The 22437-nt window shown below is 63.8% G+C and carries 20 protein-coding genes; 6 read left to right on the top strand and 14 right to left on the bottom strand.

All coding sequences use genetic code 11. From position 1 onward, the window contains the following. Positions 1 to 19: 19 nt before the first annotated feature. The 12 genes from F4X08_07115 to argG form a co-directional block, all read right to left on the bottom strand. Positions 20 to 1012 carry a hypothetical protein gene (locus F4X08_07115; GenBank protein ID MYD25567.1) on the bottom strand — a complete coding sequence of 331 codons (993 nt, stop codon included), beginning with the start codon at positions 1010 to 1012 and terminating at the stop codon, positions 20 to 22. 14 nt (positions 1013 to 1026) lie between these two features. Then, positions 1027 to 1776, bottom strand: a complete 750-nt coding sequence (locus F4X08_07120) for an amidohydrolase (GenBank protein ID MYD25568.1) — start codon at positions 1774 to 1776, stop codon at positions 1027 to 1029. Next, the gene (locus F4X08_07125) at positions 1773 to 2534 is read right to left on the bottom strand and encodes a hypothetical protein (protein ID MYD25569.1); all 762 of its coding nucleotides are present in this window, start codon (positions 2532 to 2534) and stop codon (positions 1773 to 1775) included. The genes F4X08_07120 and F4X08_07125 overlap by 4 nt, the downstream gene beginning before the upstream one ends. 93 nt (positions 2535 to 2627) lie before the next feature. Next, positions 2628 to 3530 (bottom strand): aldo/keto reductase, encoded by a 903-nt coding sequence (locus tag F4X08_07130; GenBank protein ID MYD25570.1) that lies wholly within the window; start codon positions 3528 to 3530, stop codon positions 2628 to 2630. A gap of 12 nt (positions 3531 to 3542) precedes the next feature. Continuing rightward, positions 3543 to 4964 carry a cupin domain-containing protein gene (locus tag F4X08_07135; GenBank protein ID MYD25571.1) on the bottom strand — a complete coding sequence of 474 codons (1422 nt, stop codon included), beginning with the start codon at positions 4962 to 4964 and terminating at the stop codon, positions 3543 to 3545. Between the two features lie 21 nt (positions 4965 to 4985). Beyond that, positions 4986 to 6143, bottom strand: a complete 1158-nt coding sequence (locus F4X08_07140) for a CoA transferase (GenBank protein ID MYD25572.1) — start codon at positions 6141 to 6143, stop codon at positions 4986 to 4988. After that, positions 6140 to 6787 (bottom strand): AMP-binding protein, encoded by a 648-nt coding sequence (locus F4X08_07145; GenBank protein ID MYD25573.1) that lies wholly within the window; start codon positions 6785 to 6787, stop codon positions 6140 to 6142. The genes F4X08_07140 and F4X08_07145 overlap by 4 nt, the downstream gene beginning before the upstream one ends. A gap of 2 nt (positions 6788 to 6789) precedes the next feature. Beyond that, on the bottom strand, positions 6790 to 7527 hold the full coding sequence (locus F4X08_07150; protein ID MYD25574.1) for an SDR family oxidoreductase: 738 nt from the start codon (positions 7525 to 7527) through the stop codon (positions 6790 to 6792). Further along, complete coding sequence (locus F4X08_07155) at positions 7524 to 8486, bottom strand: nucleoside hydrolase (GenBank protein ID MYD25575.1); 963 nt, start codon at positions 8484 to 8486, stop codon at positions 7524 to 7526. The genes F4X08_07150 and F4X08_07155 overlap by 4 nt, the downstream gene beginning before the upstream one ends. 51 nt (positions 8487 to 8537) lie before the next feature. Beyond that, positions 8538 to 10124, bottom strand: coding sequence for a peptidase M14 (locus F4X08_07160; protein MYD25576.1), 1587 nt, complete (start codon positions 10122 to 10124; stop codon positions 8538 to 8540). 20 nt (positions 10125 to 10144) lie between these two features. Then, positions 10145 to 10567, bottom strand: coding sequence for a VOC family protein (locus tag F4X08_07165; GenBank protein ID MYD25577.1), 423 nt, complete (start codon positions 10565 to 10567; stop codon positions 10145 to 10147). A 54-nt stretch (positions 10568 to 10621) separates the two neighbouring features. Beyond that, on the bottom strand, positions 10622 to 11866 hold the full coding sequence (argG, locus tag F4X08_07170; protein ID MYD25578.1) for an argininosuccinate synthase: 1245 nt from the start codon (positions 11864 to 11866) through the stop codon (positions 10622 to 10624). 288 nt (positions 11867 to 12154) lie between these two features. On the opposite strand from argG, the gene F4X08_07175 reads away from it, so the two are divergent. The 6 genes from F4X08_07175 to F4X08_07200 all read left to right on the top strand — a co-directional run bounded on the left by F4X08_07175 (position 12155) and on the right by F4X08_07200 (position 20500). Next, a complete protein-coding gene (locus F4X08_07175; protein ID MYD25579.1) occupies positions 12155 to 15061 on the top strand; it encodes a 2-oxoglutarate dehydrogenase E1 component in 2907 nt (968 codons plus the stop codon). Between the two features lie 173 nt (positions 15062 to 15234). Further along, the gene (gene odhB / locus F4X08_07180; protein MYD25580.1) at positions 15235 to 16608 is read left to right on the top strand and encodes a 2-oxoglutarate dehydrogenase complex dihydrolipoyllysine-residue succinyltransferase; all 1374 of its coding nucleotides are present in this window, start codon (positions 15235 to 15237) and stop codon (positions 16606 to 16608) included. A gap of 38 nt (positions 16609 to 16646) precedes the next feature. Continuing rightward, positions 16647 to 17078: an NfeD family protein gene (locus F4X08_07185; protein ID MYD25581.1), complete on the top strand. Its 432-nt coding sequence runs from the start codon at positions 16647 to 16649 to the stop codon at positions 17076 to 17078. A gap of 70 nt (positions 17079 to 17148) precedes the next feature. Beyond that, positions 17149 to 18093, top strand: coding sequence for a paraslipin (locus F4X08_07190; protein MYD25582.1), 945 nt, complete (start codon positions 17149 to 17151; stop codon positions 18091 to 18093). A gap of 9 nt (positions 18094 to 18102) precedes the next feature. Continuing rightward, on the top strand, positions 18103 to 19296 hold the full coding sequence (locus F4X08_07195; protein ID MYD25583.1) for a hypothetical protein: 1194 nt from the start codon (positions 18103 to 18105) through the stop codon (positions 19294 to 19296). Between the two features lies 1 nt (position 19297). Further along, entirely contained in the window at positions 19298 to 20500 is a 1203-nt protein-coding gene (locus tag F4X08_07200) for a hypothetical protein (GenBank protein MYD25584.1), read from the top strand. Positions 20501 to 20555: 55 nt separating this feature from the next. On the opposite strand, the gene F4X08_07205 is transcribed toward F4X08_07200, so the two are convergent. Then, complete coding sequence (locus F4X08_07205; GenBank protein ID MYD25585.1) at positions 20556 to 21995, bottom strand: radical SAM protein; 1440 nt, start codon at positions 21993 to 21995, stop codon at positions 20556 to 20558. Positions 21996 to 22022: 27 nt separating this feature from the next. After that, complete coding sequence (locus F4X08_07210; protein MYD25586.1) at positions 22023 to 22298, bottom strand: oxidative damage protection protein; 276 nt, start codon at positions 22296 to 22298, stop codon at positions 22023 to 22025. Positions 22299 to 22437: the final 139 nt, after the last annotated feature.

Here is a 22437-nt window from a genome sequence, read left to right on the forward strand (position 1 = left end):
CTGGATGAAGTTTAAAAAACTACGTTCTGCGCGCACGGATGATGTCCGCGAGGTTCCGCGCCATCTCCTCGAAACCGGCGGGCGCGGGATGCACGAGGTCCACCGTGAGGCCGTTGTTGGACCGGAGCATGGCGTCTCCCGGGATATGCACGAGCTTCGGGCGGTTCAATTCCAGCACCCGTTCCGCCACGATGGACCGGAAGGTCTGGCATTTTTCGACGCCCGTAAAATCATACCGGCACGGAAAGATGTCAATGCAGAAGATCCAGTCGTCGGGATGGGCGTCGGCAATCGTGGTCACGAAGTACGCGACGCGGTTATAAAACTCGTCCACGGTGAAGGACTGCACGACGTTGATACCCATCTCCAGCGTGGCGAAGTGCCAGTCCGTGCGTCCGGCGATGTAGTCCGCCATGCCCGCTTCCAGGTGGGCGCCTCCGCCGAATCCCAGGTTGAAGAGATCGGTGCCCAGCAACTCGGCGGTCCGGGCAGGATACGTTCCTGTGGGCCGGACGGCCGTGCTGCCGTGGGTGATCGACGAACCGTAGGCCAGGTACCGGGTCTGCGGCGCCTGGTCCGGTCTTGGCAGGGACGTGTCGCCTTCAATGGAGACCAGGCGGACCGCAGGCCGCCATGGCAGGACCACCCTGGTGAGGCCGGTATCGAACCGTGCATCGGACGGCGTGACCCGGCGCATGTCCGCTTCGGACTCGGGGCGCACAACGGTGATTCGCGTCGGGGTCGCGTCGACGATGTGCAGGGCGCTGAAGAAGTCGCCCTGGTACACTTCCGCGAGCGTCGGGCCGTCGGGGCTCTGGAGCGTGATAGCCGCCTCCGGTCCCTCCAGGTTGAACCGGATCTCGCACCCGGTGGCCTGCAGGGCGTTGTTCTTCGCCGATTCGTTCAGCGTCACGCGCAGGTCGTTCGGCACGCGGCAACAGATACTGCCCGCGCCTCCGGGGTCGTCCAGCAGTTCGTGTACGTTGTGCAGTTCTGCCTGGCCGAGAATCACGTGAACCTCCTGTCCTAGATATTCAGCAGCCGGGCCGCGTTTTCGCCCAGTGCCATGCGTTTCGCCTCGTCGGATATCCGGGCCGTGATGATCTTGCCGATCTGAGGCCGCGGATCCATCAGGGGCATGTCCGATCCGTACAGCACGCGGTCGGCCCCGCCCTTTTCCACCAGTTCCTCGATCACGCCGGGTGTCCGGTACGTCGAGCAGGTCTCGAGGTAGACATTCGGGTACTTCTGCGCGGCGGCGATGGCCTCCGCGCGGGCCTCGGGCACGTTGCCGCAGTGGGCGGAGACGAAGTTCACCCGGGGGTAGGCCGGTGCGAGGTCTTCGAAGTAACGGGGCCGGCTGTTGATGAAGTGGTCCGTGTGAAAAATGATGGCCAGCCCCCGGTCCTGGGCGAACTCGTAGATCGGATGCCAGGGTTCCTCGTTGAAGGGCCAGGGCGTATAGGGCGGGTAGAGCTTGATGGCCGGGAACCCCAGTTTGTCGATCGCCCTCTCCAGTTCGGCAACCATGCGTTCGGGCATTGTCGGCGAGACATAGGCGAAACCGACGAAGCGGTCCGGGTTCCTGGCGACGAATTTCGCCGTCAGATCGTTGCCCGTGGTCCCGTCCGGATGAAATATGTGGAACAGGCACGCGATATCGATGCCGACGGCGTCCATGGCCCCCAGGAGGAGTTCAGGGTCGTCCACCATGCCATACCGTTCCCATCTTCCCGTGTGACCGTGGTAGTCGATCACCCTCGTACCGTCTATCATGACCCCTCCCCGAGTCCGAGCAGCCGCTCGACGTTTCCCGCGCAGATCCGCGCGAGTGCATCCTCGCCCATGCGCGTGTGGTGCAGGTAGAAAAGGATCGGCCCCATGGCGTACCGGGGATACCACGAGCCGTAGACGAACCGGCCCGCGCCGAACCGATCCACGAGGGCCTCTACTTCACCGATGGGTTCGTAGCGGCTGAGTTCCAGCACGGCACGGGGACTCGCTTCCAGCAGCCCGCGAACGACCAGCGCGTGGGTATAGTGCGCGCCGACGAGCACGGCGTGCAGGTCCGGATAGGCCTTGAGCGTCGTGACCAGGTGGTCTGTTTCCACGTCCATCAGCGGGATCCAGATTGGGATCCCGGCGTCTGAAAGAAAGGTCAGGAGATCGTCGTAACCCCATGGGAGAAAGGGAAGTCCGGCGGACTGGCAGTCGTGCAGCCGGACGGAACGCACCCGGCCCTGGCCGTGGAGTTCCGCGATCTGCTCGATGGAGATTTCCACCGGCGCGACTGACCACTGGGGGATCAGGCGTCCGTCCTCGTCGAGCCAGTCCTCCAGGTACCGGTTGCCGTCCGTCGGACTGATCTGTTCACCCTGGGCATGGTAGATCACGGCGCGCTTGACCCCGTGGAAATCCATTTCGTCGAGCAGTTGCGCGGGGCTCTGGCAGGGCGAAGGTCCGGTATGGTGATTGCCCACGCACACATTCGCGTCGATGACGGGCACGCGGGGCGAGAAGGTCAGTGAGGGCATGTGGAAGGAATTCCGTACGGATGGGTGGCTTGTGACATGACGTGTTTGGTTCTCTCGATATAGGTGGGAAGGTGACAACTCGCCGTACTGGAACTATGACGGTCCGGCATCCATGCCCGGATGAATGCCGAAAGCCAGGTCGAACGCTTCCCAGAGTTCGGCCGAAATCGTCTCGGTGGCGGCCTCGTAGGCGTCGTGGACGTGCCGGATGCTCGCCGGCCCGAACATGACGATGCTGTCCACCGGTGCCGCCAGGCAGAACTGTATGGCCAGGTGGCGGATGTTGACGCCGTGCTCGCGGCACCAGGTCCAGATTCGATGCGCGCGTGGCTCGGACTCGGGATGCATGCCCCGCTCGCGATCCGGATCGGGCTCCTGTCCGGTCAGAAGTCCCATGCCTTGCACACTGGCGAGGATGACTCCCGTTGACCGCTTCCTGGCCGCCGGAAAAATGGTGGCGGCGGCCGACTGGTTGACCAGGGTATAGTCCAGGAAGGTCAGGGACACGTCGCTGATGCCTTCGTCGATCAGCCGTACGTGCCAGTCATGGGAGCGGGCGCCGAGCCCTATGTTCCTGACCACGCCCTGCGATTTCATCTCGAGCAGCACGTCGAAAACCGCGCCTTTGCGCAGCAATTCCTCTACATCGGCCGGATCGTGCACGAGCACGCAGTCGAGGTAGTCTGTCTTCAGGGATCGCAGGCTCTGGTCCAGGCTCCACCTGGCGCCTTCTCCGGAGAAATCCTTCCTGCGTTCGGGATGGGTGCCGATCTTGGCCTGGAGATAGTAGGAGGACCGGGGCACGCCGGAGAGCGCTTCGCCCCATTTCTCCTCGTTGTGGCCCGGATAGGTATCGAAATAGTTGACGCCCAGTTCCAGGGCGGTCTGGATGGCCTCGACCGCCTCGGGGCTTTCGTGCAGAAAGGCGGCTCCCATGGCCAGCGCCGCCGGACGCATGCCGGTACGCCCGAACGAGCGGGCGGGTAGGTTGTTCACGTACGCTTTCGATTAACGTCTGTCCGCATCAGGGGAATCGTCGTCCTCCTCCCCTGTTTCGTCCTCCACGACGGTTTCATCTTCGTCTTCGATATCGAAGTCCGCATCGTCGTCTTCCATGTCGAAATCGTCGTCGTCCGCTTTCGCTTTTTCTGAGGCTTCGGCCTGTTCCGTTTCGGCCACGTCTTCTTCTTCCGCTTCCGCGTCCTCGGCGTCTTCTACTGCCGCTTCCGGTTCGCTATCATCGGTCGTCTCAGTGCTTTCCGCTCCGACCTCCTCCGCGTCTTCCCCATCTTCGCCGTTGCCTTCCTCCACGACTTCGATATCCTCGTCGGCTTCGTCAGCTTCATACTCTTCGTCGGCCACTGCCGATTCGCCGGCCTCATCTTCTATTCCGTCGCCGCCGGCCTCATCGTCAACGGCCGCTTCAACTGCCACCTCCGCCTCATCCTCGGCCTCTGCCTCATCCTCATCCTCATCTTCGGACTGCGCCGACTCTACTTCATCGTCGGCTTCATCGTCGGTCCCGTCCTCCTCGATTTCCTCTTCGGTCTCCACGGTGTCGGCGTCGTCCCAATCGACTTCCGCCACCACGGCGGCCTCGGCGACTTCTTCCACGCCGTACTCCACAACCGGCTCCTTGGACTCATCGAACTCGTCGGATTCGTCCGGCGCTTCGACCTCACCTGTTTCGACCGCGAACGTGACGTACTCGAGCCAGCCCTCGCTTTGGTTGGCGAATCGATGGGCAACCCCGGGCAGCACGTGAACCGCGGAACCTTCCGTGACCAGTTGGCGGTCCCCGTCCAGATCCTCGACGATGCCATATCCGCTGAGTACGTAGTGGACCAGTTCGATGCCATCCAATTGCTGCCAGGCGGTTCCCTGGCGCCCCTGGACCGCGTAGCGGGTCACGCTTTGCACGCGCTGGAGCACGCCGCCTTCTCCGGCCGGGGCATCCTCCTCGCGCCGCAGCAGCGGCCAGGAAACGGTGCCGCCTTCCAGTACGACCGGATGGACATCGCGCCAGTCCCGCACCGCGGGCGTGCCCTCCCGGATTTCTTCGAGCGGGCAACTGACGATCAGGTGCTCCATCCAGCCTTCCCCGTCGTTGAACGCCTGGTGGGGCACGTTGACGGGCATGTAGACGGCCGTGCCGTCCCGGACGTCCACCTTGTCGTCCCCGATCAGCAACTGGCCGCGCCCGCGGAGGATGAAATACAACTGCTCTATGGCGTCGTGCTGGTGGTGGTCCGAGTGCTGGTGGCCCTGCAGACCGTGCTTGACAAAGCTGTTGATGCCGTGCAGCCGGTTGATTTCCGGTGGAGAGGTCTCGTCTTTGTCATGGGACTGGTACAGCGTCCAGACCAGCGCGCTGATATGTCCGACATAAGGCGCCTGGTCACGCCAGTTTCGCACGCGGATGCTCATCATATCTCCTTTGGGATTCGGCTACTACTCCCCGGTTCGGGATGCGTGAACTGCGCCATGTTGTATCAGTCGGTCGATCTCGTCATCGTCGTATCCGGAATCCGAAAGTACCGATCGCGTATGTTCGCCTTTGACGGGAGGCGGAAGCGGGGCTTCGGACTCCGGCGAATCCGTACGGTACGGCGCCCTGACCTGACGGCTTTCCGACCGGTCGGAAGCGACGAGATGGTAAAACGGGTTTCGATACTGTATATAAGGGTCGTCCGGTAACTCGTCAAGCTGGTAAATGGGTGCACATGGCACGTCGGCTTCACGCAGCCTCCGGTCCCATTCCCGGCAGGATGCCGTGGCGAAAACGGCACGGAGTTTCTCCCTGATTTCCGTCGCCCGTTCCAGCCTTTTCTGCGAAGGCCAGCTCCGCCATACGTCCAGTCCCATGACGTCGCAGAGACGGGCCCAGAAATGGTCCTCGTGGACGATCCCGAGGCTGATGTGCCGGCCGTCCGAGGTCTCGTAGATCCCGTAATGGGGGATGTTCCCGAGGAACTGTCCCCGGGCCGCCTCCGGATCCTGCGCAGCCGCGGCGATGTCAAGCGCCATCCAGGACAGTATGCAGTCGGTCATGGACAGATCGATGAAGCTTCCCTCCCCCGTGGCCGCGCGCCGCATGAGCGCGGCGGAAACGGCCAGCGCGGCGTACAGACCGGAGGACAGGTCCGAAATCAGTACAGGAGGGACCGTGGGCGGATCGCCGCGTCCGAGCAGGCCGCCGATCGCGAGGTAGTTGATGTCGTGGCCGGCACGGTCCCGGTACGGGCCTTCCTGTCCGAATCCCGAGATAGCGCAGTACACGATGGTGGGGTTCAGTCGTTTCGCCGCGGGGTAGTCCACGCCGAGCCGTTCGGCCACACCCGGCCGGAATCCTTCCAGCACGACGTCCGCCCGGCCGATCAGGCGGCTCATGACCGCCCTGCCCGCGTCCTTTTTGAGGTCGATCACGATGTTCCGCTTGCCTCGGTTGACGCCGGTGAACGCCGGGGGGAAACCGCGCAGGGGATCCCCGCCGGGCGGTTCCACCTTGATCACTTCGGCGCCGAGATCGGCCAGCAGCATGGCGCAGTAGGGACCCGGCAGTTGCGTGGTCAACTCCACCACCAGGCAGTCGGTCAGCGCGCGAATCATGGGTGCTCGGAGGTTTCTTGCAATGCAATGGCCAGCCCGTCGCGCCACGCATCGAGCTGCTCCAGGTCATATCCATCATCGCCGTGACAGTGCGTGGTTTCGATGGCCGACGATCCCTGGTCGTACACGACGATGCACGGATCGGATCCGCGCGTTTCCACCGCCTTGAAGCCGGCCGGCGCGAGGGAGACGCGGCGGTCGAAATCCACCCACCCTTCACGCTCCCAGCCTACGGAAAGCCAGTGGGTGATCCGGCCGCAGTCGCCCATGATCCGGCCGATCACCTCCGCAACGGCGTCGGACGCGATCACCAGCGTGGACCGGGACTGGTTGATCTGGTCCTTCAGCACCTGTGACGTGGACGCGTCCTGGCCCAGTACGGCCACGGCGCCCGCGCGCATGCAGCCGAGTACGGACTCCCACCAGGCCGTGGATGGCGGTAGCAGGATGAACACCCGCTGTCCCGGGCGCAAGCCATGTTGGTGCAGCACGTAGGCGACCTTCTCGGAGCGTATCTTCATGTCAAGGAAGGTCACGTCCGTCGTGACGCCGCCTGCGTATTGCCATCGCAGGGCGACCCGGCCCGGCTCCCGCGCATGCCGGTCCACGATGTCCACGGCGAAATTGGAAACGGATGCGGTCATGGTCAGTCCATCAACAGGCCGCCGTTGACGTCCAGGATCTCGCCGGTGATATGACGCGACCGGTCTGATGCCAGGAAAAGCGCCGCCTCGGCCACGTCCCGCGGTTCCCCTTTGCTGCCGCCCAGGGGGATCGCGTCGACGAACGCCGGATCGTGATGGGCGGTCAGGGCGGTATCTATGATTCCGGGCGCGATGGCGTTGACCCGGACCCCGTGCGGCGCCAGTTCGCGGGCCAGCGACTTGGTCAGACACTCGATTCCGGCCTTGGAGACCGAATAAGGCGCGCCGGACACCACGCCGCCGGTCTTCCCCGCGACCGAGGCCAGGTTGATCACCGCGCCGGATTGCTGGGCGATCATGGTGGGCAGCAGGGCCTTTGACAGCAGGAACGGTCCCTTGAGGTTGACCGCCATCACCCGGTCCCATTCTTCCTCCGTGCACGCTTCCACCGACCTGAACAGGGCCAGTCCCGCGTTGTTCACGAGAATGTCCACGCGGCCGTACTCCTCGACGACCCCGTCGACCAGGGCGCTTATCTCCGCCGCGACCGAGATGTCGGCCCGGACGGTCCGCGCGTCATGGCCTTCCCGGTTCAGCTGCAGGGCGGTCTCCTCGGCGGCGGATTCATTGATATCCACGACCACGACCGCGGCGCCTTCTTCGGCGAAGATATCGCATATCGCCCGGCCGATGCCCTGCCCGCCGCCGGTTACGATGGCCGTACGGTCCTTCAGTATCATGCGAGCACCCTTTCCTCGAACAGCCTGGTGAATGCCTGGACGTCCACCGCGGTGCAGATCCTCGCGTTCGGTTCGCCCCACCGGTCGGAACGAAGATCGGACACGGTCATGCCCGTGGTCAAATCGCCGGCGGTTTCCACGTCCACCCTGGCCGGCACCGTCGTGACGAGGTCTTCCCGGACGGCGACGGCCACGGCGAGGGGATCGTGGAGAAAGCAACCGTTGACGCCCCTGTTCTGCCGGTGAAAGGCCACGTAACGGGTCGTGCAGTCGCGAACGAAGACGGCCCTGGCGCCCGTCTCAGCGGCGAAACGGTCGATCGTTCCCGCATCCAGAAACGCCTGCCGGGTCACGTCCAGGGGTACGAAGACCAGGGGGATCCCGGAATCGCAGACGATTTGCGCGGCATGGGGATCGGCGTGGATATTGAACTCCGCCACTGGAGATACGTTTCCGCCGGTCTCGAAGGCGCCGCCCATGATGATGATCTCCCGCAGCCCGCGCATGCGGTCCGGATCCTTCATGACGGCCCGCGCGACGTTAGTGAGCGGCCCCACGGCGACCAGGACAAGCTCACCCGGGTACCGGCCGGCGAGGTCCGTGATCAGATCGACGGCGTGTTCGGTACTCGGCCGCTGGTCGGGATCAGGGTATACGCGGCGCCCGTCCGCGTCCACCTGTCGGGACACGCCGCCCAGTCCGTCCTCGCCGTGTATATCCCCGGCGAAGGCCAATTCGCGGACCAGCGGCCGGTCCTCGCCCGGGGCCACGACCGGTGTTTCACGGGCATCGAGTACGTTCAGCGTGAGGTGAATGTTGCGTACGCAGTTTTCGAGAGACGTGTTTCCGCACACTCCCGTAATGGCCTCGACGCGAAGCTCGGGCGACCGCATGGCCAGCAGGATGGCCAGGGCGTCGTCGACCCCCGTATCGGTGTCCAGGATTACGCGTACGGGCATTCGGGCTCCGTCGGGAGTAGATTCCGGGCCGTCGCGGGCCCTTCCGGCCGGCTATGGGTCGGCCGGTTCGCGCAGTATGGGGTAGTGCTCCGCGCCTTCGAGCACATCGTCCATCAGCGCCCACGCGACCAGGCCGTCGTCGGACCGAGGTTCCAGCAGGTAGTATACCAGCCTGCCCAGCTTCTGATCCACCGGTACGACCAGCGTGCCGGGTTCCAGCGTGTGGACCACGGGTTCGTAGACGCCCGACAGCGTCCGTTCGTGCCTGCCCTGGAAGGGCCGCTCGGCGGCCTGCGACGCGTCAATCCTGAACCGCTCCAGCGCCAATTCGCGCGGACCGGAAAGTTCCTCGTACCAGATGCCGTGGGCACCGAGCCGTTCGATCACGGTGGACAGGGAGGGGGGTACGAAATACGTCCGGGGCGCGCGCTCCGTCTCCGTCGCGGAGAATGTCCCGTATTCGTACATCGAAGTCGCCCTGAGGACTTCCTTCCGGAGATACATGACCTCGCCCGTGTAGGGGTTGCGCGTCTCATCGACTTCACCCAGCAGGATTTCCACCGGTTCACCGGACCGGGCGAATGCGGAACGGACGGCTAGGTCCCGGCCCACCACCGATTCCAGGTCCACGGTCTCCAGGATCGCGCGTATCGAAGACGCATTCCGGTAGGCGAAGTGGACGTTCTCCTTCACGAAGGCCAGGGTGGCCATGATCCGGTCTTCGAAGGACGCGTAGGCATAGGCTTCACTCAGTATGGCAATTCGGTTCCGGAGTCCCACGTAGTTGTTGTTGAACCGGGGCCGGTGATCGAAGGTGTACCATCCCGGTTCACGGGACGACCCGGCCCGGGGCACGTTGCCGTAGTAATAGAACTCCCACCCGTAGTTCTCACGTACGGTGGTTCGCACCTCGGGCAGCCATCGACCCCGCAACAGTTCGATAATACGGCCGTCGGTATTGGGGTTGAGCGGCGGCGAATAGGTAAGGTGGTAGCCGTGGACGGTGCCGTTCGTGGTGTGGAGATCGATCAGCACGTGGGGATCGTACTCGTCCATGAGCCAGACCAGGGACCGCGCCTCGGGGGAGTCCAGCTTCATGTGATCGCGGTTCAGGTCGAAACCCTGGGCGTTCGGCCGCTGCCCCATGCCCCCCACGGGTCCATGCTGGCGCGGACGGTTGTACAGGCTGATCCGCTCGTTGCCGTCGGCGTTGTAGATCGGCGCCATCATCAGCACCAGGGAATCGGCCCAGTCCGCGTACGCTCCGGAGGCCAGTTCCCGGATCAGCATAAGCAGGGCTTCCTTGCCGCACACCTCTCCGGCGTGGATGTTCGCCTGGACGAACACCCTCGTTTTGCCGGTCCGGGCGATTTCCTCCGCGGATGCGTCCCAGACGTCGCCGTATACGAGCAGGGGCAGGGTCCGGCCTTCCGTCGTATAGCCGAATTCGGTCAGATGAAGCCGGTCGGACGCGAGCACGGCGGCCCGGAGGTAGGACATGACCTCCGCATACCGGGTCGTCTCGTCGTAATCGGAGAACTCGGCGCGCGTCTGGAGCTCGGATACGTCATATTCCTGGGCGATGGCGGGGCAAGCGGCCGCCATGACCAGGACGAGGGTGGCGAAGATTCGGTACATCGGGTCCCTGCGTTGCTCTGTCAATGCTCCTGGAAGAACTCGATCACCTCGCCGCACGGGCCTTTAAAGAAAGCGACGGTCACTTCCAGTCCCCCCAGATTGACCTCTTTCGGTTCGATCGTCACTTCGTATCCATGGGACCGGACGTGTTCGATCGCGGTCCGTGCGTCCGTCGTGGCCAGCGCGATATGGGTGACCGGGTCATTGGGCGAGGGGCCGCCCGGCAAAGGGGTATCGTTCGTGGGCTGGAACAGTTCGATGTGACTGCCGTCCCCGGCGTCGAGGAGCATGATCCTCCGTTCGGCGGGGCCGAATTCCGCCACGGGCTGCATGCCCAGGACCTCCTGGTACAGCCGCAGCGATGCGTTCCAATCCCTCGTCTGAACGGCCACGTGATGCGTGCCGCATCCGGGAACCAACGGGTTTTTGCTGCCTACCGGCATAAATGCAGTCTCCAGGTTTTCAACGTGCGCGATTTTCAGCGTGTGCGGTTCGGCCTACCGCATCCGGCTGGTCTGACCGGATGATTTGAGCGCCCGTGCGCTGACCCCCAGCACGCCCAGGAATCCCTCGGAATCCTTGTGGTCGAAATCACCCACGCCCTCCATGGAAGCCGTCGTTTCGGAATAGAGTGAGTTGGGGACGTCCTCGGCCGAAACGAAGGACACGCCGCCCTTGTACAATCCGACCTGGATGGTCCCCGTGGCGAGCTGGTTGAACACGTCGACGGATGCCCGCAAAGCCTGGGTGGCGGGATCGTACCAGTAGCCCTGGTAGATCTGCTCCGCGATGACTTCCGAGGCCTGGTCGAAGGAACGCCGGGCGCGGCGGTCGAGAATGAGCTGCAGCAGGAACTCGTAGCATTGACCGAGGAGCGTCATGGCCGGTGACTCGTAGACGCCCCGGCTCTTGATGCCCACGAAGCGGTTTTCCACCGTGTGGATCCCGATCCCGATGCCGTTTCTGCCGCCGATCCGGTTGGCCGTCTCGATGGCCGACAGCGGCGTCACCGGGTCACCGTTAATCCGGACCGGTACGCCTTGTTCGAAGCGGACGGCAAACCGTTCGGGCGCATCGGGCGCTTCCCGGGGATGGACGCCCATGCCGGGCGTGATGAAACCGGCTGGGGTTTCGAGCGACTCGAGGCGGCCGGCCTCATGAGTCAGTCCGAGGATGTTCGCGTCCGTGGAATAGGGTTTCTCGTGGGAAGCCTGTATCGGCAACTCGCGGTCTTCACAGAAGTCGATCATTTCTTTGCGTCCGGGAAAATCATCCAGGAAAGCCTGGTCCCTCCAGGGGGCGTAGACCTCTACCGAAGGGTCGATCATGTTGGCCACGAGCTGGAACCTGACCTGGTCGTTCCCGCGGCCTGTCGCGCCGTGGGAGAGGATATCGATGCCGCGCTTCTTGAGCTCGGGCAGCAGGGTCCGCACCGTAATGTGACGGGCTATGCCGGTCGTGTTCCAGTAGTTCCCCTCGTAGGCGGCCTGGCACTGGATGACCTCGATGCCGGCCTGCGCCAGTTCATCCTTCGCGTCTACGATTACGGCGTCTTTCGCGCCGCACCGCATCATGCGTTCGGCGACGTAGTCGATGCGTTCTTCATCCGGCTGGCCCAGGTCGGCGGTCACGCAGACCACGTCCACTTCGTGATCCGCCAGCCACCGGGTGACGGTACAACTGTCCAGTCCGCCCGATACCGCGGCGCCGACGGTCCTGCCCTTCAACCTACTCAGGTCCATGAGGTCGAAACTCCTCGAAACAACCGGTTGATACGGATTAAGATCGAAATCTGGAAGTAATGCATACGCAAGTCAAAAGTCAAGGCACTAATCGGGGAAAGGGACCCGCATCCGGCGCTTCAGCACTCACCCGGAACCCCTACAATTCATTTGCCTTTCCACGGTGGCGCCTCTATCTTCGTATGCGGGTTGAAACGGCGATGAACCGGAGTCTGAGAGGCCTTCGCCAGGCATTGATTCCCCGCCCGCCAGCCACGTCGAATTCAGTCGCCCGTGGGAGGATTCGAGTTGGATCTCTTGCGCGAGTTCCATGGCCCAAACGCCGGATACGTGATCGCGTTATACGAGCAATACCTCGAAGATCCCGAATCTGTCGACGCGGAAACCCGCGCGCTGTTCTCCCGCCATGCAGCTGACCTCGACGGAGATCCAACTGCCGGCACCGACGGAACTTCAAGCGCCGCCAGCCCCGCCAGAGCCGACGGCACAGCCAGCGCAGACGGCAGCGCCAGTCCGGCCGGTATCGACCAGATCGTCTTCATCGCCAATCTCGCCCAGAACGTCCGCGAGTATGGACATCTCGGCGCCCACCTGGACCCCCTGGCCGATCCCAGGTATTTTCCTTATTCCGTCTTCGCGACCGAGGACGACGCCGCACTGGGCGACCCCCTGACCGAGCTGGAACTGGAGGCGCAGGGCGTGACCGAAGTGACGATGCGACAACTGCCCTCCTCCCTGATCGGCGGTCCGGTGGGCCAGCAGTGCGACAATGCCTCCGAGGCCCTCAAGAAACTCAAGCGCGTCTATTCCTCCACCACCGGTTACGACTACATGCACATCGAGGTGCCCGGAGAGCGGGAATGGCTGCAGGAGGCCGCGGAAACGGGGCGGTTCAGACCCTCGGAAGATGACCAGAGCGCACTGGCCATCCTCGACCGTCTTACCGAGGTGGAGGTCTTCGAGCAGTTCCTGCACCGGACTTTCCCCGGCAAGACCCGGTTCTCCATCGAAGGCCTGGACACCATGATCCTCGTCCTGGACGGGGTGATCGGCGAGGCCGCGGAGAACAACACCTGCAACATCCTCATCGGCATGGCCCACCGGGGCCGGCTCAACGTGCTGGCCCACATCCTGCACAAACCCTACGAACACATCCTGGCCGAATTCCGGGACCCGGTGCAGCGGGTCAACAAGACCGGCAACGACACGGGCTGGACCGGCGACGTGAAGTACCACAGCGGCGCCCAGCGCAGATACCAGGACCGGCAGGGCAAGGAAGTGGACCTGCATATCCACCTCGCACCGAACCCCAGCCACCTGGAAGCGGTCAATCCGGTGCTCGAGGGCATGGCCCGCGCCGCGGGGACGATCGTCAACCTGCCGGGGGATGTCCGGCCCCTGCCCGAGCGGAACCTGCCCATCCTGATCCATGGCGACGCGGCGTTTTCGGGACAGGGCGTCGTCGCGGAGACCTTTACGCTCTACCGCGTCCCGGGTTTCAGGACGGGCGGCACGATCCACCTCATCACCAACAACCAGCTCGGGTACACCACCCCGTCGGAACAGTCCCGCAGCACGCTGTACGCCAGCGACATCGCGCGGGGATTCGAAATCCCTATCATCCATGTGAACGCCGACGACCCGGCGGCCTGTCTGGAGGCCGCCCGCATCGCCTACGCCTATCGCGTCAAGTTCCGCAAGGACTTCCTGATCGACCTGATCGGGTATCGCCGGCACGGCCACAACGAGGGAGACGATCCTTCGCTCACCCATCCCAGTCTCTACCGGCGGATCGACGCCCATCCGACGGTGAGGAAGCTGTGGGCCGACCGGCTCGCGGCGGAGGGCCGGATCGAAGCGGGTAAGCCGGAGGAATTGGTCGCCGGCCGCATGGGGGCCATGCAGACGATGCTGGATGAATTGAAACCGGAAGAAGTGCTCGTGGAGCCCTATTACAAACCGCCCAGGTCGGGTACCGCCCGGCGGACGCGTTCTTCCGTTTCCATGCGGCGTCTGAAGAACCTGAACAAGGCGCTGTGGACGTTTCCGGATCAATTCACCCTGCATCCCCGGCTCAAGCGCGTGATCGAACGCCGGCGGCGAGCGCTGGACGACGTGGACGCCCGGAAAATCGACTGGGCCCATGCCGAGACCCTGGCCTTCGCCACCATCATCGAGGACGGCGTGCCGGTCCGCCTCACGGGCCAGGACGTGGAGCGGGGGACCTTCAGCCAGCGGCACAACGTACTGCACGACTACGAGACCGACCGGGCCTGGACGCCGTTGCGGCGGCTGCCCCAGGCGAACGCCTCCTTCGAGACGCGGAACACGCCGTTGACCGAATATGCCGCGCTGGGATTCGAATACGGGTACAGCATTCAGGCGCCGGAGCGATTCGTACTCTGGGAAGCCCAGTACGGCGACTTCGTGGACGGCGCCCAGATCATCATCGACGAATTCCTCGTTTCCGGCCGGGCCAAGTGGGGACAGACATCGTCCTTGACCATCCTGCTCCCGCACGGATTCGAAGGGCAGGGGCCGGATCACTCCAGCGGGCTGATGGAGCGATTCCTGTCCTTCGGCGCCGATTTCAACATCCGCATCGCCAACTGCACCACGGCGGCCCAGTACTTTCATCTGCTGAGGCGGCAGTCGAGGCTCCTCGAATCCGACCCGCTGCCCCTCATCATCATGACACCCAAGAGCCTGTTACGTCATCCCGACGTGGCCTCTTCCGCCCGCGAACTGGCCGAAGGGAAATGGATGCCGATTATCAAAGACGAGCGCGCGGAGGAACATCCGGAGAAGATTCGGAGACTGGTGTTCTGCAGCGGCAAGGTGTACGTCGACCTGATGAACGACGAGCTGTGGGAAAGCGCAACCCATGCCGCGGTCGTTCGCATTGAGCAACTCTACCCGGTGGCGGAGGACCAGGTGGCCGGGATCATCGGGCAGTTCCCCGGGCTGGAGGAAGTCGTCTGGCTCCAGGAAGAACCTGAGAACATGGGCGCCTGGGACTACATCCGCAAGGTCTTGGAGACGGTCCTGGATGGCCGGTGCCCGACCTACCGCGTATCCCGCCCGCCGAGCGCGGTGCCCTCGGAGGGTTCGACGGCCGTTCACAACCAAAACCAGAAAAACCTCGTTAAAATGGCCTTTGACATGGGCGCGTCGGGAAATATCGAGATGCATTGACAGATCGCCGCATCCGGCGCATTTTGTACGATTCGGGCATGCGCCCGGAAACCGGAACCCGCGGGCTCGAGGCAGCCCCTTCAGTCTGGTCGAAAAGAGTCTGAATCACGGTTGTCCTGATCGGAGAGTGAAGAGAACGTTCGTAGATTGAGGTGAAGACTCGGGGAGTTTGAATGGCCATCGATATCACCGTGCCGCAACTGGGTGAATCCATCGTAGAAGCAACCGTCGTCCAGTGGTTCAAGCAGGAAGGCGACCCGGTCACGACCGGCGAAGCGCTTCTGGAGCTCGAGACGGAGAAAGTCACTCTCGAGGTGAACGCCAACGACAGCGGTGTACTTTCCCGTATCGAACGGGCCGCTGGCGAGGACGTCCGCATCGGCGACCTGCTTGGCGTACTGGACGAAACCGATGAAGCGGCGGCGACGAACAGCTCGGAAACATCAGCAGATGAGCCCGGTTCCGCGGATGAGCCCGGTTCCGCGGATGAACCCCCCTTACCCGCCCGGGGAGAGTCAGGACCGTCCGAAGCGGTCACCGACGACCGGGTAACGCCTGTGGCGCGGCGTATGGCGGATGAGGCGGGGATTTCCTTGTCGGACGTGGAAGGGACCGGGATGGGTGGCCGGATCCGCAGGGAGGACGTGGAACGTGCGGTGGCGGCGAGAAGAGAACAGGACATGTCCGCGCAGACCGGGCTGGCCGGCGAAGTATCGGGTGCCGGGGCAGCAGCGGAGTCGCAGGAGGATGCGGCAGCATCCAGCAGGAGTCCGGCATCCGAACGAAAGGTTGAACCGCCGACGCCCGCGGCCGACCCGACGGTGCCCACGGCCGACCCGGCCGGTGACGACCGGGAAGAAATCGTGCCCATGTCCCGGCGCCGGCGCACCATCGCCAGCCGGCTCGTGGAGGCGCAGCAGACCGCGGCGATGCTGACGACCTTCAACGAGATCGACATGAGCACGGTGATGACGATACGCCGCAGGAACCGGGAGGCCTTCGAGGAACGGCACGGCGTGCGGCTGGGATTCATGTCTTTCTTCGTCAAGGCCGTGATCGGCGCGCTCAGGGATTTCCCCGAACTCAATGCCGAGATCCGCGGGGACGCGATCGTCAGGAAGCACTACTACGACATCGGTATCGCCGTGGGCGCCGAAGACGGACTCGTGGTGCCGGTCCTGCGGGACGCGGACCGCATGTCATTCGCCGAGATCGAAAGCAATATCAGACAGTACGCGGCAAAGGCGGGCGAGGGCAAACTGTCGCTGGAGGACCTGCGCGGCGGCACCTTCACGATCACGAACGGAGGGGTTTTCGGTTCGATGCTGAGCACGCCCATCCTGAACCCGCCGCAGGTCGGCATACTGGGGCTGCACCGCATCGACGACCGTCCTGTGGCCGTCGACGGGGAGGTCGTGATCCGTCCCATGATGTACGTGGCGCTGAGCTACGACCACCGGATCATCGACGGCCGGGAAGCCGTGCAGTTCCTGGCCAAGGTCAAGACCCTGATCGAGGTGCCCGCGGCTTTGCTGCTCGAAGTGTGACGTCCTGACGGCGATTTACCTGATTCCGGGAGGGTCTGATGGCCTGGTGGGTCTGGATTGTTGGCGGCGTGTTGCTCTGCCTGGCCGAGATGGCCACGCCAGGCGCTTTCTACCTGCTGTTCTTCGGCGTCGCCGCGCTCGTGGTCGGCGTGCTGGCCTGGGTAGGCCTGGTGGAAACAACCTGGGTCCAGTTTCTCCTGTTTTCCGTTGTCTCCATCGCCTCGCTCGTCCTGTTCCGCAGGATGTTGACCGAAAAACTGAATCCCGATGAGCCCGCTACGAAGATCAACACCCTGGAAGGCGAATCGGGAACGGCCCTCGAGGACATCCCGGCCGATGGCACCGGCAAGGTAGAAGTGCGGGGCACGAGCTGGAACGCCGTGAACAAGGGAGACACGCTTATCGAAAAGGGACAGGCCTGCCTGGTCGAACGTGTTGAAGGCGTCTCACTCTGGGTAAGGAGCGCGTAAACGTACCCGGATGGCGTCGAGGGTTCTTTATGACCTCGTCCGTCACCAATACCGCTGGAAGGAACCTGTAATGGAAACCTTGATCGTAACCATCGTCGTCGCGATCGCCGCGATTATATTCCTGAGAAACCTGATCATCGTCGTGCCGCAGCAGGAAGCCCGCGTCATCGAAAGGCTGGGGAAGTACAGCAAGACGCTGAATGCCGGTTTCTACATCCTGCTGCCCTTCGTGGACCGGGTGGCCTACCGGCACACGCTGAAGGAACAGTCCATCGACATCCCGGAACAGCTCTGCATCACGCGGGACAACGTCCAGGTCGGCGTGGACGGTGTACTCTACATGCAGGTGCTGGACGCGGAGCGGGCCTCCTACGGCATAGCCGATTACGACCTGGCCATCACGCAACTCGCCCAGACGACCCTGAGAAGCGAGGTCGGCAAGATCGACCTGGACAAGACCTTCGAAGAGCGCGGCGCCATCAACTTTGCCGTCGTAAGCGAACTGGACAAGGCGTCCGATCCCTGGGGCGTCAAGGTCCTGAGGTACGAAATCAGCAACATCAGTCCGCCCCGGGACGTCCTGGAGGCCATGGAGAAGCAGATGCGGGCGGAACGGGAGAAGCGGGCGGCCATCCTGAATTCGGAAGGGCTGCGCGACTCCAATATCAACCAGGCCGAGGGCGAGAAGCAGAAGGTCATCAAGGAGTCCGAGGCCACGAAGCAGCAGCAGATCAACGAGGCCGAGGGCGAAGCCCAGGCCATCCTCACCGTCGCAAACGCCACGGCCGAGGGTGTCCGGGCCATAGCCGGCGCCATCAAGTCGGACGGAGGCGACGAGGCCGTACAGTTAAGGGTGGCCGAGCAGTACATCGAAACCTTCGGCAACCTGGCCAAGTCGGGCAACAGCCTGATCATTCCGTCCAATCTCAGTGACGTCAGCTCCATCATCGCATCGGCCATGTCCGTGATCAAGCACGACCGGACCGCAGATAACGGCGATCGGGGGCGCGTCTAGCTTACGTCCATGCCCAACCGACCGAAGATCGCCGCGATCACGACCATCTACCACCCCTACGCCCACACCCAGCATATCGTGGACCGCTTCCTGGAGGGGTACGGCTGGGCCGGACGGCATCACCACCCGCCCATGGACCTGGTCTCCCTGTACGTGGACCAGGTGCGGGAGAACGATCTCAGCCGGGACCGGTCCGCACGGTTCCCCGGGATGAAGATCTACCCCACGGTCGCCGACGCCCTCACTCTGGGCGGGGATTCGCTGCAGGTGGACGGCGTCCTCCTGGTGGGCGAGCACGGTGAGTATCCGGCCAACGAGAAGGGGCAGCGGCTCTATCCGCGCTATGAACTGTTCCGCGAGATCGTGGAGGTCTACGAGGCCAGCGGCCGTTCCGCGCCGATCTTCAACGACAAGCACCTGTCGTGGAACTGGGACTGGGCCCGGGAGATGTATGATACCTCGCGGCGGCTGGGGTTCGCCTTCATGGCGGGGTCCAGCCTGCCGGTCACCTGGCGGACGCCCTCGATCGACATGCCGCTTCACGCCGAGGTGGAGGAGGCCGTGTGCGTGTGCTACGGCGGGGTCGACAGCTACGACTTCCACGGCCTGGAGACCCTGCAGTGCATGGTCGAGCGGCGCAGTGGCGGCGAGACGGGGGTAGCATGGCTCCACGCCCGGCGCGGCGAGGCCTTCTGGGAAGCCTACCACGACGAAGTGTGGTCCCGCGAGCTCTTCGAAGCGGCGCTCTGCCGCAGCCATACGCTCAAACCCTCCCGCGACGGTTTCAACCACATCTTCCCGACCATCAACGAGATGAAGCGGATGGTGGAAGACCCCGTGGCCTACACCTACGAGCACCGCGACGGGCTCCGGTGCACCATGATCCTCTTCAACGGTTTGGTGGAGGACTTCAACTTCGCGGCGCGCCTCGCGGGGCGTAGCGAACCGCTGTCGACCCAGATGTACCTGCCCATGCCCCCCGCGCGCACCTCGCTGGCCAACTTCTTCTCGCCGCAGGTCAACAACGTGGAACAGATGTTCCTCACCGGCGAGGCCGCCTATCCCGTGGAACGTACCCTGCTGACGACGGGCCTCACCGCGGCGGGGGTGGACAGCCTGCACGAGGGGCAGGTACGCCTTGAAACGCCTCATCTCGACGTCGCCTACCCGGCGCCCGAGCGCTCCACGTTCTGGAGATACTGACATCATGGCCAAACGGCTCGCCGTCATCAGTTCCATCTACACCTATCTCTCCCATACGCAGCATTTCGCGGACCGGTTCCTCGTGGGCTATCCGCGGTCCGGCCGCTGGCACCGGCCGGACGTGGAAGTGGTGTCGCTCTACGTCGACCAGCGGCCCGAAGGCGACCAGAGTACCGGCCGCGCCCGAGAGTTCGGTTTCGAGGTCTATCCCACCATCGCCGAAGCGCTGCGGTGCGGCGGGGATACGCTGGCGGTGGACGGGATCCTGATCATCTGCGAACACGGCGATTATCCGAACAACGAAAAAGGACAGAAACTCTACCCGCGCTACGAGATGTTCAAGGCCTGCGTCGAGGTGTTCGAGTGGGACGGCCGCTCGGTGCCGGTCTACAACGACAAGAACCTGTCCTACAGCTTCGACCGGGGGCTGGAGATGGTGGCCGATTCGAAGCGACTCGGCTTTCCGGTGCTCGCGGGCTCGAGCCTGCCGGTCACCTGGCGGCTGCCCGACCTGGAACTCCCGCTGGAATGCGACATCGAGGAAGCGTTGATGGTGGGCGTCGGCGGTTCGGACGCCATGGACTACCACGCCCTCGAAGCCATGCAGTGCATGATCGAGCGCCGCAGGGGCGGAGAAACGGGGGTCAAGGCAGTGCAGATGATCGTGGGCGACGCCGTGTGGGAGGCTGGCGAGCAGGGACGTTATTCGAAGGAACTGCTGGAATCGGCGCTGTCCCGCTGCGACAGTCCGAAGGGGCTTGCGGACGAGGACGGGCGTACCCAGGACCTGCTGGGCACGGGCGAGTTGCAACGGCTCGCTACTGAGCCGGCCGCCTACTTCATCGAACACGTGGATGGACTGAAGACCACGCTGCTCATGCTCAACGGCGCCATCGGGGACTACTGTTTCGCCGCCCGACTGAAGGACGAACCCGAGCCGCAGTCGACCCAGTTCTTCCTGCCGCCCACGCCTCCGGTCACCTATTCCGCCTGCCTGGTGTCGAAGATCGACGAGATGTTCGAGACCGGCGTTTCCCCGATCCCGGTGGAACGAACGCTCACCGTCTGCGGCATTCTCGACCACTGCCTCACGTCGAAGCAGAAAGGTGGCGTCTGCCTGGAGACGCCCGATCACCGCGTGCAGTACCGGGCTCCGGTCCGGTCGCAACACTGCGGTCCCGCCCAGGACGGATACACTTCCTGAATCCGATTTACGAAGATTAGATGAACGAGCCTTTCCGGCTCGCGGTGGGCTCCGCTCAGCAGAACCAGGCCTCGGTCAGCCTGGGGACGCGCCGCCGTTTGAACGGGATGTCGTGAAACGGCTGCTCCGAAGGCGCTTCGACGCCCGCCATTTCCGCCGCCAGGCACCGGATCCGGTGGAAAACCATTCGGTTGTCCCTTTCCTCTCCCGACGCGTCGACCTCCTCCACGAGACGGGAAACCCGTTGATGCAGCCGGTCCATGCGCCCATCGTCATGGCGCCAGGCGTAGGTGAACCCCGCTTCATCCAGCGCGCCGATCCATGACCGGGTTTCCGCTTCGGCCAGCAGGGCCGACCCCGGTGGCACGAGCAGGCGGATGGTGTACTGCACCAGGTCGATGTGGTCGACCAGGTCGTGGACTTCGACGAAATCCAGCAGATCCAGGTAGCCGTCCAGGGTCGTCCAGGGCGTGAAAGCCACCAGCGAGGGCCGCATGGGCAAGTCCGCGTCGCGCAGGATGGCGAGGGCCCGGACGACGTCGTCGCGGGTGTGTCCTTTCCTGAGGCGCTCCAGCACCAGGTTGCTGACCGATTCCACGGCCGATACGACAAAGATGCCGCCCAGGTCCCTGGCTTCCGGGAAAAAGGACGGGTGCTGGAGGATGTGTTCGATCTTGGTGGTGAAATCGAAGGTGAGGCCGGGATGGGCGTCGCTCATCCTGCGGAGTATGCGCAGGACGTGGGTGGGGCCATTCAGAAAATCCGGGTCCCCGAAGGTGATGTGCCGGGCCCCCATCTGTACCTGCTGGTCCACGTCAGCGAGCACCACGTCGGCGGGCACGGCGAAGAACCGGCCGTTGTACACCGGCGTAATCGGGCAGTGCAGACAGGTATGCAGGCAGCCGCGCGTGGTCTCGGTGTAACCGGCGGGAAGTGATTCAATGCCGTTGTCCAGCTGGGCGTACCGCTTCAGCCCGGGCAGCGTATCGCGGTCCGGGACCAACCAGGACTGGCGGGCGAGATTCGGGGCGGCAGCCGTACCGCCGGCCTCACCGCCGGCCGATGCGGGTTCGCCGGCCGATACGGTCTCCCCGGTCGCCACTGACGATTCGCCGTCGCACAACCTGCCGACCAGGTCGCAGAGCGGCTGTTCGAACTCGCCGCCGATCACCGAGTCTGCCCCGTGGGACAGGAGATACTCGGCGTTCAGCGTGGCGTAGAGTCCGTAGAAGCAAAGATGCGCGCCGGGGTTGAGGTTCCGGATGCGGCGCGACAGGTCCATCCCGACCCGCATTGCCGTATGCATGGGCACCGAAATGCCGATGAAGCCGGCCCGGCGGACGATATCCTCCGGGACCGGTTCGATCGCGGCATCGACGACAGAGACGTTATATCCTACGGACTTCAGGCGAGCGGCGGGGGAGGCCAGGCTGAAGGGCTGATGGCCCAGTTCATAGCAGGAGATGAGCAGGATGACATCGTCACGCTTCATGATATAACCACGGGCGGCGACGGAGGCCGGTTATTTCGTCTGAGGGGGACGGTATCCCGGCGGCATTTCAGCGCCTTCGCCAAAGAAGAACTCTTCCAGGTGCCGGTCGTAGACTTCCTGCCCCTCTGTCGTGGCGAGATTCAGGCGGTACTCGTTGATGACCATGACCGAATAGTTGATCCACATCTGCCAGGCCTGTTTGGAAATGTTATCGTAGATGCGCTGGCCGAGTTCGTTGGGGAAGGGGACGAAATCGAGTCCTTCGAGTTCTTCTTTGAGCTTGGCGCAGTGGACCATGCGGGCCATGCCGGACCTCCTCGTAACGGGCGTAGTCTTCTATGATCAAATGCCGGTTGGTTTCGCTTGTGTTACAACACAGGCTATATACCCGCCCGCCCCTGGTTTGTCAAGTTGACCGTGGCCGTTTCCCGGCATCGAAGCGCAG

The organism is Gemmatimonadota bacterium, from assembly GCA_009841265.1.
Classification (GTDB): domain Bacteria; phylum JAAXHH01; class JAAXHH01; order JAAXHH01; family JAAXHH01; genus JAAXHH01.